This window comes from Paenibacillus xylanexedens, assembly GCF_017874615.1.
In the GTDB taxonomy this organism is placed as follows: Bacteria; Bacillota; Bacilli; order Paenibacillales; family Paenibacillaceae; genus Paenibacillus; species Paenibacillus xylanexedens.
Genome location: NZ_JAGIKV010000004.1, coordinates 59,865 through 78,739 on the forward strand (window position 1 = coordinate 59,865; position 18,875 = coordinate 78,739).

The following is an 18,875-nucleotide window of genomic DNA, read 5'->3' on the forward strand; positions in this document are numbered from 1 at the left end:
GCACCTCATCTTTAATTATCCAATGCCTACGGCGAACAATGCTGTTATCTCAGACTCATGTTCTTCTTTAGTAGGGCAGTAGCATTAATATATGTACGAATGGAAAAACAACAATCCAGCTGTCGCACCGATCAAGAATGCCTCCATGCCCTGGGAGAAGACTGCCTGAATCCTTGATGTTATATACACGTTTGTATGCAGACTGGATCAAGTCACCCATCTGACCTACAACTGCACAGGCAATTCCGATCACAATCGCTCTCTGCCAGGAAAGTAAACCATCTGATACTAATGCAAAAATAACAGAAGTAACAATTGCAATTACGATGCCACCCAGTGCACCCTCCACGGTTTTATTTGGACTGATGGAAGGCCAAAGTTTGTTTTTACCAATGAGTTTCCCTACAAAATAAGCTCCTGCATCACTGGCCCATATGGAGCCCAGCAACAGGAACGTCCAGAACAACCCATGATGCAGATGTCTGGATTCTGCAATGTAATAGAAACCGACCCCTATATACAACACGCCGAGGAAAAGCATGGCCACTGTATTCACGGGAACCTTATTTTTGGTGACAACCGAAGCTGTCATCAGTACAAGCATTACTATCCAGATGACCTGAAATAAGGATAGCGGTCTTGCCTCCCAAAGCATTTCCCAAGGAAACACAATGGCAAACACACCAGCATATCCAATCAGGGCCACACCTGAAAAAGGCATCACCCCGGTCATTTTAACAAATTCATAATAACCGATGAGAGCCATAAGCAATACCAAACCATGGTACCAGGGTCCGCCCAGCATGCAAAAACCTAAAAACAACACACCTGCTATGATTCCTGTCGTTAATCGCTGTTTCAACGGCTTCATCCTCCATCTATTTCAAACCGCCGTAACGCCTTGTTCTGCGCTGATATTCGGCTACTGCTTCAAGCAAATGCTTTTTGCCAAATTCGGGCCAGTATATATCCGTAAACCATAATTCACTATATGCAAGCTGCCAAAGCATAAAGTTGCTTAATCTCAACTCTCCGCTCGTCCGGATCAGCAGATCCGGATCGGGCATGTCAACCGTTAGCATATGTCTATCAATGAGTTCAGGTGTTATGTCCTCTGCCGATAGTTCCCCCGATTTCACCTGCAGAGCGATCTGTTTAACACAGTCCGTCATTTCACGACGACTTCCATAGTTCATTGCAAAATTCAAAACGAGACCTGTATTATGTTCCGTAAGACGAATGGCTTCCCGCAAGGCATTAATGGTATGAGAAGGTAAATGTTCCTCTTGACCCATCATGCGAATGCGCACATTTTTTTCTATAAGTTCATCCAGCTCTATGGCTAGAAATTCTTGCGGAAGTCGCATCAGAAAATCCACTTCTTCTTTTGGACGCGTCCAGTTTTCTGTCGAAAAAGCGTACATCGTCAGATATTTGATGCCCAGTTCATCCGCCGCGATGGTCGCACGTTTGACCGCCTTCATGCCATTTTGGTGCCCGGCTATACGCGGGAGTCCCAAACGTTTGGCCCATCGTCCATTGCCGTCCATGATGATGGCGACGTGCTGCGGGATATTGTCCTCGGATATAGTCAGCGTTTCCTGCTTGTCAGCCCCATTCCACCACGACCGAACCCGTTTGATCATTCCTGTTCCTCCAAAATCCCTGAAGTTTCTTTATCTGAAGCTTGGAAAAAGAGACAAAACCCCACCGTATTGGAGGGGCTGCGCTTGTCTTACACTTCCATGATTTCTTTTTCTTTGGCAGCGAGTACCTTATCGACTTCAGCAATAAACTTGTCGGTCGATTTTTGGATATCATCTTGATGTCTCCGCGATTCATCCTCGGAAATATCTGACTTTTCCATTTTCTTAATGTCATCATTCGCATCACGGCGAATGTTACGAATCGCTACTTTACCTTCTTCACCGAACTTCTTCGTCAGCTTAACAAGTTCCGCTCTACGTTCTTCCGTCAATGCCGGAATAGACAAACGGATCATGCTACCATCATTGGCTGGAGTAAGACCCAGATCTGATTTCATGATGGCACGCTCGATGTCACCCATGGAGGATTTGTCCCAAGGCTGAATCATCAGTGTACGAGAATCCGGAGTACTAATATTAGCGAGTTGATTCAATGGCGTCATTGCCCCATAATACTCTACCTGAATTCGGTCCAGAAGAGCTGGAGTTGCGCGGCCTGCACGCAAAGTAGCCAGGTCACGACGCAATGCTTGAATTGCTTTTTCCATACGCTCTTCGGCATGTTGTTTAACCGCTTGTGGCATTAATCTACACTCCCTTTAACGATTGTTCCGATACGTTCGCCCAGAACAACACGTTTGATGTTACCTTGTTCCGTAATGGCAAATACGATCAACGGGATGTTGTTGTCCTTACAAAGCGAGGATGCCGTTGAATCCATTACACCAAGGTCTTTGTTAAGAATATCCATGTAAGTCAACTGATCAAATTTCACAGCTGTACTGTCCTTAAACGGATCTGCTGAGTATACACCATCAACTTTATTTTTGGCCATCAAGATAACTTCTGCTTCAATCTCCGCTGCGCGCAGTGCTGCTGTTGTATCCGTGGAAAAGAACGGGTTACCTGTACCTGCTGCAAAAATAACGACCCGGCCTTTCTCCAGATGGCGAATAGCTCTACGACGAATATAAGGCTCTGCAATCTGTTGCATTGCAATAGATGTCTGTACACGCGTAGGCACTTCAATCTGTTCCAAAGCATCCTGCAGTGCCAGCGAGTTCATTACTGTCGCCAGCATACCCATATAATCGGCAGTTGCACGATCGATGCCGTTTTCGCTACCGGCAATTCCACGCCAGATGTTTCCGCCGCCACATACAATAGCAACCTGTACACCAAGTGCAACAACCTCTTTTACCTGTTGGGCAATCGACGAGATCGTAGCTGCATCAATACCGTAGCCGTTTTGACCGGAAAGAGACTCTCCGCTGACCTTTAAGACAACACGTTTAAATACTGGCTGTTCCAATTATTCACCCTCCACTTTGAATCGAACACGCTTGGTGTTCAACCAACAAAACTTCTCGCGCATGGCCTCCTGCTTAAAAAGAAAGGAACACAGTTGTGTTCCGCTCTTTTAGGAAAAACGTTTAACCGGTAAGGCCACTGTTTTCCTGAGATATAAGGGAGTCTACGCTTCGAAGTTTTATCATTCTTATATCTTCGAAAATCAATTCTGCTCGCCGGTTTATAGAAACCGTCTTATTTGTTTACTTGGGACATTACTTCTTCTACGAAGTTGTCTACTTTTTTCTCAAGACCTTCACCCAGTTCATAACGAACGAAACGACGGATGGAGATGTTTTCACCAATTTGGCTGATTTTTTCGTTCAGCAATTGGGAGATCGTTTTGTCTGGATCTTTAACGAAAGTTTGTTCCATAAGGCAGTACTCTTCGTAGTATTTACCGATACGGCCTTCAACCATTTTTTCAATGATTTTCTCTGGTTTGCCTTCGTTAAGAGCTTGAGCTTTCAGGATTTCTTTTTCTTTTTCCAGCTCATCTGTAGGAACTTCTTCGCGTTTAACGAATTTAGGATTAGCTGCAGCGATTTGCATAGCTACATCTTTAACGAAATCCTTAAATTGATCCGTTTTACCAACGAAGTCAGTTTCACAGTTAACTTCAACCAAGACACCAATGCGTCCACCAGCGTGGATGTAAGATTCTACAACGCCTTCAGTTGCTGCACGGCCTGCTTTGCTTGCTGCTGCAGAAAGACCTTTCTCACGCAACAATTCAGCCGCTTTTGTTACATCACCGTTTGCTTCTTCCAGTGCTTTTTTGCAATCGAGCATACCAGCGCCCGTTCTTTCGCGAAGTTCTTTTACTGCACTCGCATTAACTGCCATTATAAATTCCCTCCAACATTAAGTATTGTACGTACACTCTAAAAAAAGGGCAGTGAGAGGTTATCCACCTGCCAACCACCCTTTTAATTTAGTTTATAACATATGTTCGAATCTATTAAGCGGAAGTTTCTTCGCCTTGGTTAGCTTCGATTACAGCATCAGCCATTTTACCTGTCAGCAATTTAACAGCGCGGATCGCGTCGTCATTACCTGGGATAACATAATCGATCTCATCCGGATCGCAGTTAGTATCAACGATACCTACAATTGGGATACCCAATTTGCGAGCTTCTGCAACAGCGATACGCTCTTTGCGTGGATCGATGATGAACAGGGCGCTTGGCAGGCCTTTCATATTTTTAATACCGCCCAAGAATTTCTCCAGACGATCTTTTTCTTTGCGAAGCAAGATTACTTCTTTTTTAGGCAATACAGCGAATGTACCGTCTTCTTCCCATGCTTCCAACTGTTTCAAACGATCAATACGTTTTTGAATAGTTTGGAAGTTAGTCAGGGTACCGCCGAGCCAGCGTTGGTTAATGTAGAATTGACCAGCACGTTCAGCTTCTTCTTTAACAGAATCTTGAGCTTGTTTCTTAGTGCCCACGAAAAGAATTTTACCATTCTCTCCTGCGATTCCTTTAACGAAATTGTAAGCCTCTTCGACTTTTTTCACCGTTTTTTGCAAATCGATGATGTAAATTCCGTTTCTTTCAGTGAAGATATAACGATCCATTTTTGGGTTCCAACGACGAGTTTGGTGACCGAAGTGTACCCCAGCTTCGAGAAGCTGCTTCATGGAGATTACTGCCATCTTCACACACCTCCTAATATGGTTTTTATTGTGTCCTCCGCCGGCATCATTTTTCGCCAAGACTCTCCATAAGGAAAGCACCCTCAACAAAATTAGCACATGCGTGTGTTTTAACACCGTTATCTAATATAGCATAACTGACTGTCCGATGCAACAGTCTTTGAAGCTAAAATCTACTTTTCGTTTTTGCTAGTATCGAATCATTTTAAACTTGATATGTAACTCAGGCGCTAATTATTATCAAGCTTTGAAAATGTACCGTTTAATACGCAAAAACCGTCCAGTCCGAGCATGCTCAGTTTGACGGTTCTTTCGTGATTTTTGCGATAATGGATTTGAAACTTTCGCCTTTTTCAAGCGCATAGGTACCCACTTGGATTTTGGTATTGATTCGCTCAGCCTTGCCAGCCTTTATGAATGCTTGAGCATCATCTACGATTCCCGCGGTTTTTAGGTTTGCTGCAACGATCGCCAGACTATTGCCTGAACGTACTTTGAATGATACTGTTGCACCTTTCGGATTGCTCGGCGTTACAGGTTCTGTTGTTTTCGGCTCAGTTATCTCTTTCTGCCCTTCAACTTCACTTGTAGAAGGCTCTTGTGGCTTCTCAGGCTCTGCAGGTGTTTCCGTAGAGGTTACTGATTCAGGCGGTGTTGCTGTTTCCCCTTGCAACTCACTGCTTTCCTGCTTTTTCTTTGCTACCCACTCTGCTTCTGTGTATAATTCCTCTTCTGAACCTACCAACTTCATATCCAAGCTTTTTGCGACTGTTTCCAGCTGTTCTTTCGTCATATTGGCGGTCTGCTCAGGGTCAAGGTTACTATCAGATAATGCATTTTGTCCTACTGTGGCCAGTTGAAGCAAAACTGCACCAATAATCATACCACTCCCCAGACCAATCCATAAGGATCGCTTGTCCATGACTTAGCTTTCCTCCCGTTCTGCCAGTTGCAGTATTAACTGTACCTCACCACGCTGAATGCCTGTCTGCTTGGATATGGCATCCATCGACTTACCTTCAGCATGTAGATTAAAGAGTTCTGCATATCGATCTTTAATCGATTCACGCCCAGGCAAAGATTCGACTTCACTGGTCTGTAGGTCTGCTTCTAACGCCTGCTGGGCCGCCTCTGCTTGTACACTTTTCACGAGCGCTTGTGCTTGCAAACCTTCGGAAGATTGTACGGATACATCACCGGAATGTGGAACAGGTGATGCGACAGGTTCGTTCTTTTTGCTCTGTTCCAGCTGATCCAACCGCTGCTGTAATTCCTGAAGTTGCAATTGCATACGTTGATCTGCTGCTGTCGCTTCTCCCTTCATTTCAGCCACACGTTGAATAAGAGCATCATTATCATTTTCGATCTCGGTCATGTAGTGTTCAAGCGTAGATTCCATCTCCTGCACCAGTTGATGCCCGGGCTCTTGCGCCTTGTTTTTACGAGGCATAATATAAGCGTAGGCAATGGCGCAGGCCCCTAATATGACAATAATGATCCATGGTGACAAATTGGGTTCTCTCCTTCTGATTCAACCATCGGTGCGCAAGACTGCATATCCATAACAACCATCTATTATAAAGACAGATCTATGTGTTTTCCTTTGTACGGGTGCTCTGCAGGTTTGACAGTTTCTTGAGCCTGAGCAGTCTCCTGTCCATCGGAACCACTCTGCTGATTCCCATCATGGGTATGACCATCACGCACCGAAGTCTGTGAAGTTTCGTCCATTGCTTCACTTCGTTGCCTTGCTTCATTTGCTTCTTTCGACGTTTGCTCTGCCAAAAGATTCTGATCCGTAATCGGTCGCTGCTGGGCTTCACTTTGATAACGTCCCGCTTCGCTTGTTCGTGGTACCGCAATCTGCAACTCCACTGCTTTGAAACTCATACGCTCACCTCACGGTTTCGAATGGATTTCTTCCTGTGCCTGAATGCTGTACTTAAACGTATGGAGCCATCGTAATATCGCCATCATGATAATAAAATGAAATTCGACTCACTGGATCTTTAAGAAATTTCGTGTATCTGCCGATAACTATTTTAGAGCCTCCATAAATCATCTTCAGAATATCAACACGAGCCTTACTTGTATCTTCAAGTGCCTTTTCAATTTCAAAGATACGCATTTTCGTTTCTTCACTTATACGAAGAGCAGATTTCTGCGTAGCATTCAGCTTGATCCGCATCGACATCTTATCTGGACTTAGTTGTCCAGCGGCAGCTAACTGGTCTAACAATGTCAAAGCCTTCTTTGTTTTGTCCAAGGAGTCCATCTGTTCTCTGGCTTCCTTACGCAAATCATTCAGTTCGTTACGCAGCTTTGGCAGCACACCAACTTCAATGGAAGTGACCGTGGACATGCTGTTGCCCACAACACGCGCTGAGACGTTCTGACCTGCCTGAATCGAGCCACCAACGATAAGACCTTTGGTTCCTGCACAGATGACACCATGGCCAGCACGAATATTGGAATGCATAATACTTTGAGAAACCAGCACATCTTCACCGGCATCCACGTTGCCTTCTTGAATAAAGCTACATTTAACATTATGGCCCGCTTGTACCAGTCCTTTGTTATAACCAATAATACCACCGGTAATTTCGATTGAGCCGCCTGCTTCCAGTTCAGCTCCTTCGACACCTCCGACGACACGAATGTCACCTGCTGCTTTTACTTTAAATCCTGTAAGTACATTGCCTCGTATGACAACTGTGCCTACAAAGTCGATATTACCGTTATTGTAGTCAACATCACCATTGACTTCATAGACCGGAAACACATTCAGTTTGTTACCGTCCGTTTTGGTAACCAGCCCATCCAGTGCAGCATACATCGCAGAACCATCCGGGTTAATCACAACGTTTTTCCCGACTTTAAATCGAACTTCTTTTCCGGGACGATAAGGAATTTCCTCACCCGTTACTGCCCTGCCTGGTATGCCCTCGCCAGGAGCAATTCGCTCCGCAATGATCTGACCACTACGAACATTGTTTAGCCGGGTCACTTCTTTGTAATCGACAGTTCCATCTTCCGATTCCAGCGGTCGTCGTTCGTTCGTATCGTCCATCCCTACCAGGATCTTGATGAATCCATCTGTTCCCTGAATAGGAGCGATACCTTCGGCAATCTTGTATTTATCTTTTAAATAGGTTTCAGGGTTGCTCACAAAAAGTAATAATGCCTCTCGCGATACACCTTGTTTGATGCCCTTGTTCGCCACAAATTGTTCAAGTTCATCAATCGTGCAGGCAAAGCCTTCTTCCTCTTTGGAAAATTCAAGGTAGGCTGTGCATTTGTCGTCCGATAAAACAATGTTTAAACATTGTTCCAAAGCAGTCCGCTGTGTCACTCCAGTTCTTCCCCCTTTTAGACTTTCCACTCCCCAAACTCCAATGATATTACTTCTCTCTATTAATCTTTACGCATCAACAAATCTTTCTGTTTATCCAACGTGCCGCGTAATCGTAATATTGCCTTGGAATGTAACTGGGATATACGAGACGGAGAAAGAGACATAACCTCAGCAATTTCACTAAGAGAAAGATCTTCGTAATACAAGAGTGAAACAACTGTTCTCTCTTTTACCGTCAACTTGTCAAGCCCTTGCACCAAAGCTTCCTTTAAATAAAACTCATTCACTTTATAATCCGGATTTTTGGCTTTCTCATCCACCATCAGAGACAGACGAGTCTCAGACTCTTCCTCACGAATTGGGTCCTCCAGCGAGCAAAGTGACATGACTGCCACTTCCTGAAGCATATGTTGAAAATCTTTAGTGGATACGTCCAAGTACTCGCTCATTTCCTCATCACTAACAGACCTGAGATAACTTTGTTCCAGCTGTTGGTAGGCGTCTTCAATTCGCTTGGCCTTCTCCCGCACAGAACGCGGAACCCAATCACCTTGACGCAGTCCGTCAAGAATGGCTCCGCGGACCCTCCATGATGCATAAGTTTCAAATTGCAGACCACGTTCATAGTCGAACTTCTCCAATGCATCAATCAACCCCATAACGCCATTGCTCTCCAAGTCATCCTTGGGAACATTTTTGGGTAAACCAACAGCCAGTCGACCGGATACATAATTTACAATATGAAGATACTTTTCAATCAAAGTTTTCTTGGCTTCAAGATCTCCATGTTCTTTCCACTTTTCCCACAGATCAGAATGGTTCAAATGTGAAGCTTTACGCTCGTTCAATTGCTTTCACCCTCCTTATTTGTCTGTCAGGTGACGAACGGCCTGCGCCAATTCCTCCGGATCCTTGGTCCGGACAAGTTTAGGCGGATCCAAAGGGGCGAATCCCGTTGGAGCTTTCGTCTCAGATGGCGGAAGATCGTCCCCAGATGAAGCGTTCTGTCCACTCTTGAGCAAATTATTCAGCTCTTGTCCATCGTCTTCGATTTTAATGTCCACCTGTGAACCTCTTTGATCTTGAGCACTTGGTGAATCATAACCATACCCATTTCCCTCGATCTGAGGGTTCAGCAGCAATCCCAATCCCCAGCGTAAACCATATGCAAGGACAAACCAGGCTACGAATCCGATCAATCCGCGAATTAAACTGGTCATCAGCACATTGCTGCTGTATGCTACAAAAAAAGTAAGAATAAATCCAACGATGCCTGCTCCAAGATTAATGCGGTAGTTTCCTATCATAGTCTTATAGTTCCTTTACACCCATTTGTACGCTTCGAATAGTCAAAAGTCCAGTTTCACAATCCATCTCAATCGTTCGTCCATAATTCCCACCCGTATCTTCTGCTAGAAGAGGGATATTGAGTTTTTGAAGCCACTCTCGACAAGAATCTGCATTCCTTGGTCCAATGCGCATTGTATCTCCAGCGCCAGCAAAGGCAAACATCTGAGAGCCTCCGGCCATTTTAGACACAATACGTGAGTGAGAAGCGCCCAGTTTTATCATCTTTTCCAAAAGCTCAGGCAACGCCGTATCCGCATATTTCGCAGTGTTCAGTTTCCCTTCACGGGCGATCTCTGAAGTAGGAAGCATGACATGCGCCATTCCAGCCAGCTTCAAATGTGGATCATACATTGTTAATCCCACACACGAACCCAAGCCAGTCGTCCGGATTACACCAGGAAGATGAGCGATGTTTAAATCCGCCATACCGACTTTAACGACGCTTTTGTCCTCAATCATGGCTCAGTGGCACCCCTAGCGATTCAAATATCTTTGCAAAGGATGATGGATCTGGAATGAGGAAAAACTGACCCTCAACTTGATCTTCACCTTCGAAGAAAGATGTGTCAATCAACAATGCAGCGTCCCCCATCTCGCCAAATTGCAGCAAGCCATAACTTAGAATGGCACCTGCCATGTCGATGGCAAGTCCAGGAACAGTTGGATACATAGACAACTTCGTGAAATCTGCCAAAGAAGAAAGATAGGATCCAGCCAAAATATTTCCAATCTCGGAAAGCGCTGATTGTTCCATATCGGTAAAAGCGAGTCCTTCTTTCAGATCAAACCCGGCAAGTCTATTCAACAACATTTTAGCAGCCTCTGGTGTCATCATAAAGAAAAGATTTCCCGGTGCTTCACCTTCTACACGAAGAAACACGGTAACCACGATGCGTTCATCTCCGCCCACTTTTTCGGCAACTTCTTCAAAAGGGAGCATTTGTACTGTAGGTACACCCATATCAATCGGTCTGTTGAGGAGTTGAGACAACGCCGTTGCGGCGTTGCCTGCTCCAATGTTACCGACCTCTTTGAGCACATCCATCTGGAATACCTCAAATCGGTTGAACATCTCCACGGTACTAGCCCTCAACACTTTCCAGCTGTACAATCTCGCTTTTATTTAATACTTCGTTTAGGTTGAGCATAATCAACAAGCGTGAATCCTCCAATTTAGCAACACCTCGCAGGTATCTCGCTTTGACGCCACCAACCACTTCTGGCGGGCTATCAATCGCACTACTTTTGATATCAATAACATCATTAGCAGAATCTACGATAAAGCCAACTTGCATGTCGTCTACACCTACGATAACAATACGAGTCTGATCCGTGTATTCCGTTTCCGGAAGGGAGAAACGACCGCGTAGATCAATGACCGGAATGACAACACCGCGTAGATTAATAACTCCTTTTACAAAGGAAAGTGTCTTGGGAACACGGGTAATTGGCATCATGCGCTCAATCGTCTGAACCTTGTCTACCTCAATACCATACTCTTCGGAACCCAATTTAAAGACGATGACTTTCAACTCTTCTTCCATGTAAAAAACCTCCCTATTAAATGTAAGACTTAGCTCTATGCTTATTTAATAAATGCATTAGGATCAAGAATCAGGGCTACTTGTCCATCTCCGAGAATGGTTGCTCCAGAGATTCCTTCAATAGCAGGAAGATAGGTTCCCATTGATTTGAGAACAATCTCACTTTGTCCAATAAATTCTTCAACAGCTACAGCTGCAAGACGGTCGCCTTTGCGAATCACGACAATTTCTGTTTCTTGCTCATCAGCGTCATTGAAATCCGGTACGGAGAATACTTCGCTCAAGGACAAGTACGGAATCAGTGACTCACGGAACGTGATCATTTTATTGCCATGAATATTACGAACTTGCTCACGTTGTACAATGGCCGTCTCTACAATGGAGGATAACGGAACAGCGTATTTCTCTGAACCAAGTCGTACAAGCATTGCAGCAATAATGGATAGTGTCAACGGAAGCTGAACAGAGAAGTTCGTGCCTTTGCCTGGAGTTGAATGAATCGTTACATTACCGCCAAGCGAAGTGATCTTCGATTTTACTACATCCAAGCCAACGCCCCGGCCAGAGATATCCGAGATAATATCAGCAGTACTAAAACCAGGTGCGAACAACAGTTGATTCACTTCATCGTCACTCATCTTGGCACCTTGTTCTTCGGTTACAACACCACGTTTGATCGCGGTTTTCAAAAGCTTGTCGCGATAGATACCTTTACCATCATCTTCAATCTCTATAAATACGTGATTTCCACTGTGGAAGGCACGCAGGTTTACTGTACCCATCTCTGGTTTACCTGCAGCTACACGCTCTGTAATGGATTCCACACCATGGTCAACCGCGTTACGCAGTAAATGCACAAGCGGATCACCAATCTCATCAATTACGGTACGATCCAGTTCCGTCTCAGCACCTGTAATCACCAGATCGATTTTTTTATCAAGTGTCTTAGCCAGATCACGGATCATGCGCGGGAATCGATTAAATACGGTATCTACCGGAACCATCCGCAATTTCAGTACAATATTTTGCAAATCTGTGCTAACTCGACTTAAATGAGCTACTGTATCGGATAAATCATTGTTGCCTGTTTCACTGGCCAGTTGCTCCAGACGTGAACGGTCAATCAACAATTCACTGAACAGGTTCATCAATACGTCGAGACGTTCAATATCCACACGAATGGTACGTGAAGGAGCAGCAGCTTGCTTCGGTGCAGCTGTTTTAGCTGGTGCCGTTGCGGTTTCTTCTTTGGGTACAGAATTTTTATCCGGCGAAGCAACCTCAGCTACAGCTGTTGGTGCGGGTGGCGCTTCAACTGTAGCTGCTACCTGATTGGCCATCTGCTGAAGAGTCTCCTGATCCAGTTGAATGAGCTTCGCACTTTCAATTTCAGAGATACTCATGATGCCTTCTTCCAGTTCGTGCGCTTCTTTAGTTGTTATGTAATACAACGAGAAACTGCGCTCAAACTTCTCCTGCTCAATATCCTGAACGGATGGGTAAGCCTTAACGACTTCACCTGAACGTTCCAGCATATCAAAGACCATATAAGCCCGTACACCTTTTAACTGGCTATGCTCGCTAACAAGCACATCCACGTAGAACACACGATGACCTTCGGCGATCGACTGATCCAGCACTGAATATTGGAATTCATCCAGCTCCACAGCCGAAGAGATTGAAGCGTTAGTCGGCTTATTTGTTTCTGTAGCAGGTCCAATTCCGTTTGTCATTTCACCATTTTCAATGGCTTGAAGTGAAGCTACGATTGACGACACATCTGCTTTACCTTGTCCACCTTCGGTAATATCCTGAACCATGGTTTCCAAAGCGTCCAGACTCTTGAACATGGTATCAAAAATGTAATCCTGCATTTTCAACTTCTCATTACGAACCAGATCCAACACATTTTCCATTTTATGTGTCAGTGATGCCAAATCTTCAAAGCCCATAGTTGCTGCCATACCCTTCAAGGTATGAGCAGAGCGGAATATAACCTGAACTATACCCAGGTCTTCCGGATTGCCTTCAAGTTGAAGCATGTTTTCGTTAAGCGATTGCAGATGATCATTAGACTCATCAATAAACATGGATAAATATTGGTTCATGTCCATTGTGAGGCACCTCCTCCGTGAGTTACACTCCGTTATTTCACTGCTTGAACAAGTTTAGAAGCAATCTCCTGCAATGGCAGAAGATGACGAACGCATTGCAGCTCTACAGCAGAACGCGGCATGCCATATACAACACATGTTTCTTCATTCTCGGCAAAGGTTGATGTAACTCCAGCTTCGTATAATCTCTTCATCATACGTGCTCCATCACTTCCCATTCCCGTTAGCAAAACAAGATGCCTTTGTAAAGATGTAAACGGCAGAAGTGACTCAAACATCGTATCCACTGAAGGTCTATGCCCATTCACTGGTTGATCTTCAGTCAGCTTCACGATAAATTTCCCGTCTGCTGTTTTGTTAACTTTCACATGGAATCCGCCGGGTGCTATATAGGCGGTTCCTTTTTTCAGAACCATGCCCTCTTCAGCTTCAACCACATGCAGTGGACTGAATGTATTCAATCGTTGAGCCAGAGAACGTGTGAAATTGGGTGGCATATGCTGCACAATAATGACCGGTGCAGGCAAATCAGCAGGCAACTGCTCGAGCAATGTCTTGAGAGCCCTCGGTCCACCCGTAGAACAACCTATTGCCACAAGTTTGTTGAATGGTCCTTCCAGCCCCCCTCCACCTTTGGGAACAGGATTAGGCTTGATTACATCCTTGGCTTTTGCAGAGGCAGAAGTTGCCGCTATTTGATCAGCTGCCACTCTAGCCGCATTAGGTAGTCGAACTTCCTTTGGAGTCTGTACTGGATTAGCTGACCTCACTGCTTTTTCTGCCTTCGTCCCCGAATTACGCTCAGCCTTTGGCAAAGGCTCCGGTTTATTCTCTACGCGACCTGGTTTTGAAGGTGACAATGGTTCAATTGGTTTCTTTGCTTTGGCCTGAAAGGCTTCAGTCCGTTCTCGAAGAGAGCGTTGACTCGTCTCGACAGGTTCGATCGTTTTTTTCACCGGCTCCGCTCGATCCCTAGCCGGCAGTTCTTTCTGCACTGGCTGAGTTGGGGGAACAACTGCACCTCGCAACATGTCTCTATTTTTCATGGATAACTCACGATCAGCTTTTCTTTTGATCTCATTCATCGCAGCTCGCATGCGCTCAACCAAGGCTTTACCAACTTGAGCAATATCCTGGTCATGTGAAATAGATGGTTTGCGAATGAAGTCAAATGCCCCAGCTTCAAGCGCCATAATGGTTTCTTTCATGCCTTGTTCATTGATACCAGAGAGCATAATCACAGGAACGAAAGATTCCTTCATAATTGATTTTAATGCATCCAACCCATTCATTTCGGGCATCTCAACGTCCATTGTAATAATATCGGGTTTCAATTCTAGTGATTTTTGAATTGCTTCTCTACCGTTTGATGCCGTTGCCGTAACCTTGAATTCCGGATCCGCTTGGATCAAATCCGTAACAATCTTACGCATAAAAGCGGAATCATCGACAACCAATACTTGATACGCCGCCATGTTGTGTCACCCCTGTTTCCTTTATTCAGAAATCATGTTGTCCGTTTAAGCCACTTATTCATAAATCCCCTGATTCCTGTCAAGGTTCCGGATCCCGGAGTTGCAGGTACAGCCAGATAACGAAGAGCAAGTTTCTCTATATCTTTAGAGGCTTTGGCATTGGGATAAGCCAGACTATAGGGCATTTGCCTTTTAACCGCCTTGACTACCTGGGCGTCTTCTGAAATATACCCAAGCAGCGGAATATCCGTCTGCAAAAACCGCCTCGCCACTCCAGCTATTTTTTCTGCCACCCGTTCCGCTTCTCGTTCGTCTTCCACCCGGTTAACGATCATTCGAAAGGGCGTAGCATTTTCCTGGCCGTGCATAACTTTGACTAAAGCATAAGCATCGGTTATTGAAGTCGGTTCAGGTGTAGTTATAATCAGGCATTCATCGGCAGCACCGATGAACTTCATATTCTCTCTGGAAAGTCCTGCCCCAGTGTCAAAGATGACATAATCCATTTCCTGGGCAATATCCTCGACTTGACTGGCAAAGAACTCCAGATCACGATCAGACAATGAAAACAACTCTCTCATGCCCGATCCTCCAGCAATGTAAGGCAAGCCACTGGCACCCAGTTGTATGATTTCCCTTATGGATTTTTGTCGGTATAACAGGTGGTAAAGATTATAGGAAGAAGACGTACCCATAAGAACATCAATATTAGCCATTCCAATATCAGCATCAAATACAAGTACCTTTTGCCCCAAAGCCTGCAACGCCAAGGCAAAGTTCAGTGTGAAATTGGATTTACCAACACCTCCCTTACCACTGGCCACAGTAATGATTTTCGAGGATCGAATATCTCGCTCAATGCCTTCCAATTCCAATGGCGCGGAGACCATACTTCGAAGTGCAGCTGCTTGATCCTTCATTGTGACCATTCTCCCAGCAACTGTTTAGACAACGAATCTGCATCTGGTTTCAACAAATCGTCCGGAACATTTTGTCCATTTGCCACATATGCGAGCTTGAGTGGAAAACGGTGTAACAAGTTAAATAGCGGCCCGCAACTCCCAGTCTCATCCATTTTGGTGAAAATCACCTTATCCAGACCATATTTACTGAAATGTTCCGTGATCTGCACCATATCAGCACTTTTGGAAGTCATACTCATGACCAGAAAGGTTTCGCTATTCTCTACAGGAGCAAGCAAACTTTGCAGTTCTGAAACAAGTAATTCATTTCTGTAGTTTCTACCCGCTGTATCCATAAAGATCAAATCACAATTCTCTAATCGAGAAATGGCACGTTGTGTATCACCGGGCGATTGCACCACCTCAAGTGGAACATTCAGTATAGATGCATACGTTCTAAGCTGTTCTACTGCCGAGATCCGATACGTATCTGATGTAATGAATCCAACTTTACGCTGTTTTTTGAACATTTGTTCAGCAGCCAATTTTGCAATTGTCGTAGTTTTCCCTACACCGGTTGGTCCAGCTACATAGACGATTCGCGTGGTAGGAAGAATGCCTTCTTCAATACGTTGCTCCAAAAAGTGCATAACCTCAAGCTTCACTATTTGCTCTACATCCTGTTCTTTTAATCCATTCTCAGACCATTTTGCTTGAATTGAATCAAACCAGGATTCCCATACTTCAGGCCAAACATCTTGTTCTGTCAAACGTTCTCGGATCGGTTGCAGTTCCTCTGGCACAGGGTCTGCAGAAGTACCTTGCTTTGAAAGCCTGGTCACCATCTGTTTAAGATCCTGCAATTCAGTCATCAACTTATCCTGCTGCAGGTCTGAACCTGTTGGCTTCGGACTAGTTGTTGAACCCGAAAAATCCGCCCCTTGCGGTCGCGGTTTATGATCCGTGCTTGAAGAACCTGAGCCGCTGTCTATGTTTGAACCGATATTACGCGATTCAAACACAGACGGTGCAGCCGCAGATTGGTCCTGTACACTTTGATCAGCTGTATTCGTTGCCACCGACTCATCAGAAGCCGCAACAAACGAACGAGCTGTTTGCCGATAAGCCTCAGGTACAAATGCACGAGGTACAGGTGTGAATTGATTTTGTACTGGCTTTGTTGTTTGCTTGTTTTCTTCCTTATCCACTGCAGCTACAACTTCGATCCGTTTTTTGCGAAACATTCCCATTACACCGCCCACCTTAATTTCTTTGGTGGACAGAATAACGGCATCACTTCCCAGGTCTTTGCGAATTTGAAGCATAGCTTCGGGCATGGTCTCAACAACGTATTGTTTTACTCTCATAAGTTCACCACCCCGATACTTTGAATTTCAACATTCGGCTCCAACTCGCTGTAGGAAAGCACAGGAATGTCCTGCATTGTACGTTCAATCACCTGACGCAGATACATGCGAATGGTTGGAGAAGTTAATACAACAGGTTGTTGACCTGATTGAATCAAACGGTTCACTTGTTCACTGAGCTTCTGATATACACTTTGTGTAGATACAGGGTCTAGCGCAAGATAACTGCCTTGATCCGATTGTTGCACACTTTCAGCAATTTTCTTCTCAAGACCAGGTCCAACCGTGATCACTCGAAGTGTCTCACCTTTCTGTGAGAACTGCTGAGTAATCTGACGTGAGAGGGATTGTCTGACGTATTCAGTCAGCACATCAGGATCTTTCGTATACGTACCATAGTCAGCCAGTGTCTCGAAGATGGTAACCATATCACGAATAGATATTTTCTCACGCAATAACTTGGCAAGCACTTTCTGTACATCACCAATGGAAAGTAGAGAAGGGATCAGTTCATCCACAAGGGCAGAATAGTTCTCTCTGAGATTATCCACAAGTGCTTTTGTCTCTTGTCTTCCAAGTAACTCATGCGCATGTTTCTTAATCAGTTCCGTCAGATGTGTAGCCACAACGGAAGGCGGATCAACGACCGTATATCCTGCAAGTTCGGCTCTGTCTTTGGTTACTTCATCAATCCATAGTGCCGGAAGTCCAAAAGCAGGCTCTGTCGTTTCAATACCTGTCACAGACTCCTCATCATAGCCAGGACTCATGGCAAGGTAATGATTCAACAACAGTTCTCCGCCACCTACCACATTACCCTTGATTTTGATAACATACTCATTGGGTCTGAGCTGGATATTATCTCGAATCCGTATGACCGGAACGACCAACCCCAGTTCAAGAGCACACTGCCTCCGAATCATAATGATCCGATCCAATAAGTCCCCACCCTGCTGATTATCAGCAAGCGGGATTAAACCATAACCAAATTCAAACTCAATAGGGTCCACCTGAAGCAGGTTAATTACACTTTCAGGACTTCTAACCTCTTCAATCTGCTGTTCTTCTTCCAACTGTTCTTCCGCTACTTGTTTCAAATTCAGATTATTCTGCATACGCCACGCAGCATATGCCAACACACCTGCCAACGGAAGCGTAGTAATAACATGAATTGGTGTGAAGAAACCGAGCATGGCAATAACGAAAGCTACGATATAAATTAGTATTGGATATGTAAACAGTTGCCCCGTAATATCATCTGCCAAGTTTCCTTCGGATGACGCTCTGGTGACAATAAGTCCTGCTGCTGTGGAAATAAGCAGAGCAGGGATTTGGCTTACCAATCCATCTCCGATAGTCAGTACAGAGTACGTTGCCATTGCATCTGCAAAAGCCATCCCATGCACAGTCATACCGATTATAAATCCACCAATGAGATTGATCAGGAGGATGATAATACTTGCAATTGCGTCACCTTTTACGAATTTACTTGCTCCATCCATCGCTCCATAGAAATCGGCTTCACGTTCAATTTTGGAACGACGCTCACGAGCTTGTTGCTCGTTGATCAGACCCGCATTCAGATCCGCATCAATACTCATTTGTTTACCAGGCATCGCATCGAGGGTGAATCGGGCAGCAACTTCAGCTACGCGCTCAGACCCCTTCGTAATAACGATAAACTGAACGACAACGAGGATCAAAAACACGATAAATCCAATCGCAATTTGCCCTCCAGCAATCCAGCTACCAAAGGTAGCAACTACGGCTCCGGCATCCCCATCACCAAGGATTAGCTTGGTTGTCGAAATGTTCAGTGCCAGTCGGAATAGTGTAGTGATCAACAGCAAAGCTGGAAAAATAGAAAACTGTAACGCTTCTTTGCTGTTCATTGCAACAAGGAGTATCATCAGTGCAATTGAAATATTGACGACCAGCAACAAGTCCAACAGCCAGGTCGGGATCGGAAGAATCATCATCAACACAATGCCAATGATACCCGCAAGGACAGCTATATCTTTAATCTTCAATGAATGTACGGCCTCCGATCCC

Annotated in this window: 20 protein-coding genes; all 20 read right to left on the minus strand. The window is 44.8% G+C overall.

The annotated features are described in order from the left end of the window. Nucleotides 1–67: 67 nt before the first annotated feature. The 20 genes from J2Z28_RS06330 to flhA all read right to left on the minus strand — a co-directional run bounded on the left by J2Z28_RS06330 (nucleotide 68) and on the right by flhA (nucleotide 18,853). A complete protein-coding gene (locus J2Z28_RS06330) occupies nucleotides 68–862 on the minus strand; it encodes a phosphatidate cytidylyltransferase (RefSeq protein ID WP_211081634.1) in 795 nt (264 codons plus the stop codon). Nucleotides 863–878: 16 nt separating this feature from the next. Then, a complete protein-coding gene (locus J2Z28_RS06335; RefSeq protein WP_017689151.1) occupies nucleotides 879–1,646 on the minus strand; it encodes an undecaprenyl pyrophosphate synthase in 768 nt (255 codons plus the stop codon). Nucleotides 1,647–1,735: 89 nt separating this feature from the next. Further along, nucleotides 1,736–2,290 (minus strand): ribosome recycling factor, encoded by a 555-nt coding sequence (gene frr, locus J2Z28_RS06340; RefSeq protein WP_017689152.1) that lies wholly within the window; start codon nucleotides 2,288–2,290, stop codon nucleotides 1,736–1,738. Further along, nucleotides 2,290–3,018, minus strand: a complete 729-nt coding sequence (gene pyrH / locus J2Z28_RS06345) for a UMP kinase (RefSeq protein ID WP_211081635.1) — start codon at nucleotides 3,016–3,018, stop codon at nucleotides 2,290–2,292. The genes frr and pyrH overlap by 1 nt, the downstream gene beginning before the upstream one ends. A gap of 233 nt (nucleotides 3,019–3,251) precedes the next feature. Beyond that, entirely contained in the window at nucleotides 3,252–3,902 is a 651-nt protein-coding gene (tsf, locus tag J2Z28_RS06350) for a translation elongation factor Ts (RefSeq protein ID WP_017689154.1), read from the minus strand. 115 nt (nucleotides 3,903–4,017) lie between these two features. Next, nucleotides 4,018–4,716, minus strand: coding sequence for a 30S ribosomal protein S2 (rpsB, locus tag J2Z28_RS06355; RefSeq protein WP_017689155.1), 699 nt, complete (start codon nucleotides 4,714–4,716; stop codon nucleotides 4,018–4,020). Between the two features lie 295 nt (nucleotides 4,717–5,011). Next, nucleotides 5,012–5,638, minus strand: a complete 627-nt coding sequence (locus J2Z28_RS06360; protein WP_211081636.1) for an endolytic transglycosylase MltG — start codon at nucleotides 5,636–5,638, stop codon at nucleotides 5,012–5,014. 3 nt (nucleotides 5,639–5,641) lie between these two features. Beyond that, nucleotides 5,642–6,226, minus strand: coding sequence for a hypothetical protein (locus tag J2Z28_RS06365; RefSeq protein WP_211081637.1), 585 nt, complete (start codon nucleotides 6,224–6,226; stop codon nucleotides 5,642–5,644). 65 nt (nucleotides 6,227–6,291) lie between these two features. Beyond that, nucleotides 6,292–6,606, minus strand: a complete 315-nt coding sequence (locus J2Z28_RS06370; protein WP_211081638.1) for a hypothetical protein — start codon at nucleotides 6,604–6,606, stop codon at nucleotides 6,292–6,294. A gap of 52 nt (nucleotides 6,607–6,658) precedes the next feature. After that, nucleotides 6,659–8,068: a flagellar assembly protein A gene (locus tag J2Z28_RS06375; protein ID WP_211081639.1), complete on the minus strand. Its 1,410-nt coding sequence runs from the start codon at nucleotides 8,066–8,068 to the stop codon at nucleotides 6,659–6,661. A 62-nt stretch (nucleotides 8,069–8,130) separates the two neighbouring features. Beyond that, entirely contained in the window at nucleotides 8,131–8,919 is a 789-nt protein-coding gene (locus J2Z28_RS06380; protein WP_017689160.1) for a FliA/WhiG family RNA polymerase sigma factor, read from the minus strand. A 15-nt stretch (nucleotides 8,920–8,934) separates the two neighbouring features. Continuing rightward, entirely contained in the window at nucleotides 8,935–9,378 is a 444-nt protein-coding gene (locus J2Z28_RS06385; protein ID WP_211081640.1) for a hypothetical protein, read from the minus strand. A 4-nt stretch (nucleotides 9,379–9,382) separates the two neighbouring features. Then, entirely contained in the window at nucleotides 9,383–9,880 is a 498-nt protein-coding gene (locus J2Z28_RS06390; RefSeq protein WP_017689162.1) for a chemotaxis protein CheD, read from the minus strand. After that, complete coding sequence (locus tag J2Z28_RS06395; RefSeq protein WP_211081810.1) at nucleotides 9,873–10,493, minus strand: chemotaxis protein CheC; 621 nt, start codon at nucleotides 10,491–10,493, stop codon at nucleotides 9,873–9,875. Before J2Z28_RS06395 ends, J2Z28_RS06390 begins: the two co-directional genes overlap by 8 nt. A gap of 10 nt (nucleotides 10,494–10,503) precedes the next feature. Continuing rightward, nucleotides 10,504–10,965 carry a chemotaxis protein CheW gene (locus J2Z28_RS06400; protein WP_036609340.1) on the minus strand — a complete coding sequence of 154 codons (462 nt, stop codon included), beginning with the start codon at nucleotides 10,963–10,965 and terminating at the stop codon, nucleotides 10,504–10,506. Between the two features lie 41 nt (nucleotides 10,966–11,006). Continuing rightward, complete coding sequence (locus tag J2Z28_RS06405; RefSeq protein ID WP_211081641.1) at nucleotides 11,007–13,079, minus strand: chemotaxis protein CheA; 2,073 nt, start codon at nucleotides 13,077–13,079, stop codon at nucleotides 11,007–11,009. A gap of 32 nt (nucleotides 13,080–13,111) precedes the next feature. Continuing rightward, the gene (locus J2Z28_RS06410; protein WP_211081642.1) at nucleotides 13,112–14,554 is read right to left on the minus strand and encodes a protein-glutamate methylesterase/protein-glutamine glutaminase; all 1,443 of its coding nucleotides are present in this window, start codon (nucleotides 14,552–14,554) and stop codon (nucleotides 13,112–13,114) included. A 32-nt stretch (nucleotides 14,555–14,586) separates the two neighbouring features. Further along, nucleotides 14,587–15,474 carry a MinD/ParA family protein gene (locus J2Z28_RS06415; protein WP_211081643.1) on the minus strand — a complete coding sequence of 296 codons (888 nt, stop codon included), beginning with the start codon at nucleotides 15,472–15,474 and terminating at the stop codon, nucleotides 14,587–14,589. Next, a complete protein-coding gene (gene flhF, locus J2Z28_RS06420) occupies nucleotides 15,471–16,823 on the minus strand; it encodes a flagellar biosynthesis GTPase FlhF (protein ID WP_211081644.1) in 1,353 nt (450 codons plus the stop codon). The genes J2Z28_RS06415 and flhF overlap by 4 nt, the downstream gene beginning before the upstream one ends. Further along, a complete protein-coding gene (flhA, locus tag J2Z28_RS06425) occupies nucleotides 16,820–18,853 on the minus strand; it encodes a flagellar biosynthesis protein FlhA (protein ID WP_047842487.1) in 2,034 nt (677 codons plus the stop codon). The genes flhF and flhA overlap by 4 nt, the downstream gene beginning before the upstream one ends. Nucleotides 18,854–18,875: the final 22 nt, after the last annotated feature.

Excerpts from the sequence above, each read along its gene's own strand:
- J2Z28_RS06335 (WP_017689151.1), bottom strand. The coding sequence starts at position 1,646 with ATGATCAAACGGGTTCGGTCGTGGTGGAATGGGGCTGACAAGCAGGAA.
- frr (WP_017689152.1), bottom strand. The coding sequence starts at position 2,290 with ATGCCACAAGCGGTTAAACAACATGCCGAAGAGCGTATGGAAAAAGCA.
- tsf (WP_017689154.1), bottom strand. The coding sequence starts at position 3,902 with ATGGCAGTTAATGCGAGTGCAGTAAAAGAACTTCGCGAAAGAACGGGC.
- rpsB (WP_017689155.1), bottom strand. The coding sequence starts at position 4,716 with ATGGCAGTAATCTCCATGAAGCAGCTTCTCGAAGCTGGGGTACACTTC.
- J2Z28_RS06360 (WP_211081636.1), bottom strand. The coding sequence starts at position 5,638 with ATGGACAAGCGATCCTTATGGATTGGTCTGGGGAGTGGTATGATTATT.
- J2Z28_RS06370 (WP_211081638.1), bottom strand. The coding sequence starts at position 6,606 with ATGAGTTTCAAAGCAGTGGAGTTGCAGATTGCGGTACCACGAACAAGC.
- J2Z28_RS06385 (WP_211081640.1), bottom strand. The coding sequence starts at position 9,378 with ATGATAGGAAACTACCGCATTAATCTTGGAGCAGGCATCGTTGGATTT.
- J2Z28_RS06390 (WP_017689162.1), bottom strand. The coding sequence starts at position 9,880 with ATGATTGAGGACAAAAGCGTCGTTAAAGTCGGTATGGCGGATTTAAAC.
- J2Z28_RS06395 (WP_211081810.1), bottom strand. The coding sequence starts at position 10,493 with ATGTTCAACCGATTTGAGGTATTCCAGATGGATGTGCTCAAAGAGGTC.
- J2Z28_RS06400 (WP_036609340.1), bottom strand. The coding sequence starts at position 10,965 with ATGGAAGAAGAGTTGAAAGTCATCGTCTTTAAATTGGGTTCCGAAGAG.
- J2Z28_RS06405 (WP_211081641.1), bottom strand. The coding sequence starts at position 13,079 with ATGGACATGAACCAATATTTATCCATGTTTATTGATGAGTCTAATGAT.
- J2Z28_RS06410 (WP_211081642.1), bottom strand. The coding sequence starts at position 14,554 with ATGGCGGCGTATCAAGTATTGGTTGTCGATGATTCCGCTTTTATGCGT.
- J2Z28_RS06415 (WP_211081643.1), bottom strand. The coding sequence starts at position 15,474 with ATGAAGGATCAAGCAGCTGCACTTCGAAGTATGGTCTCCGCGCCATTG.
- flhF (WP_211081644.1), bottom strand. The coding sequence starts at position 16,823 with ATGAGAGTAAAACAATACGTTGTTGAGACCATGCCCGAAGCTATGCTT.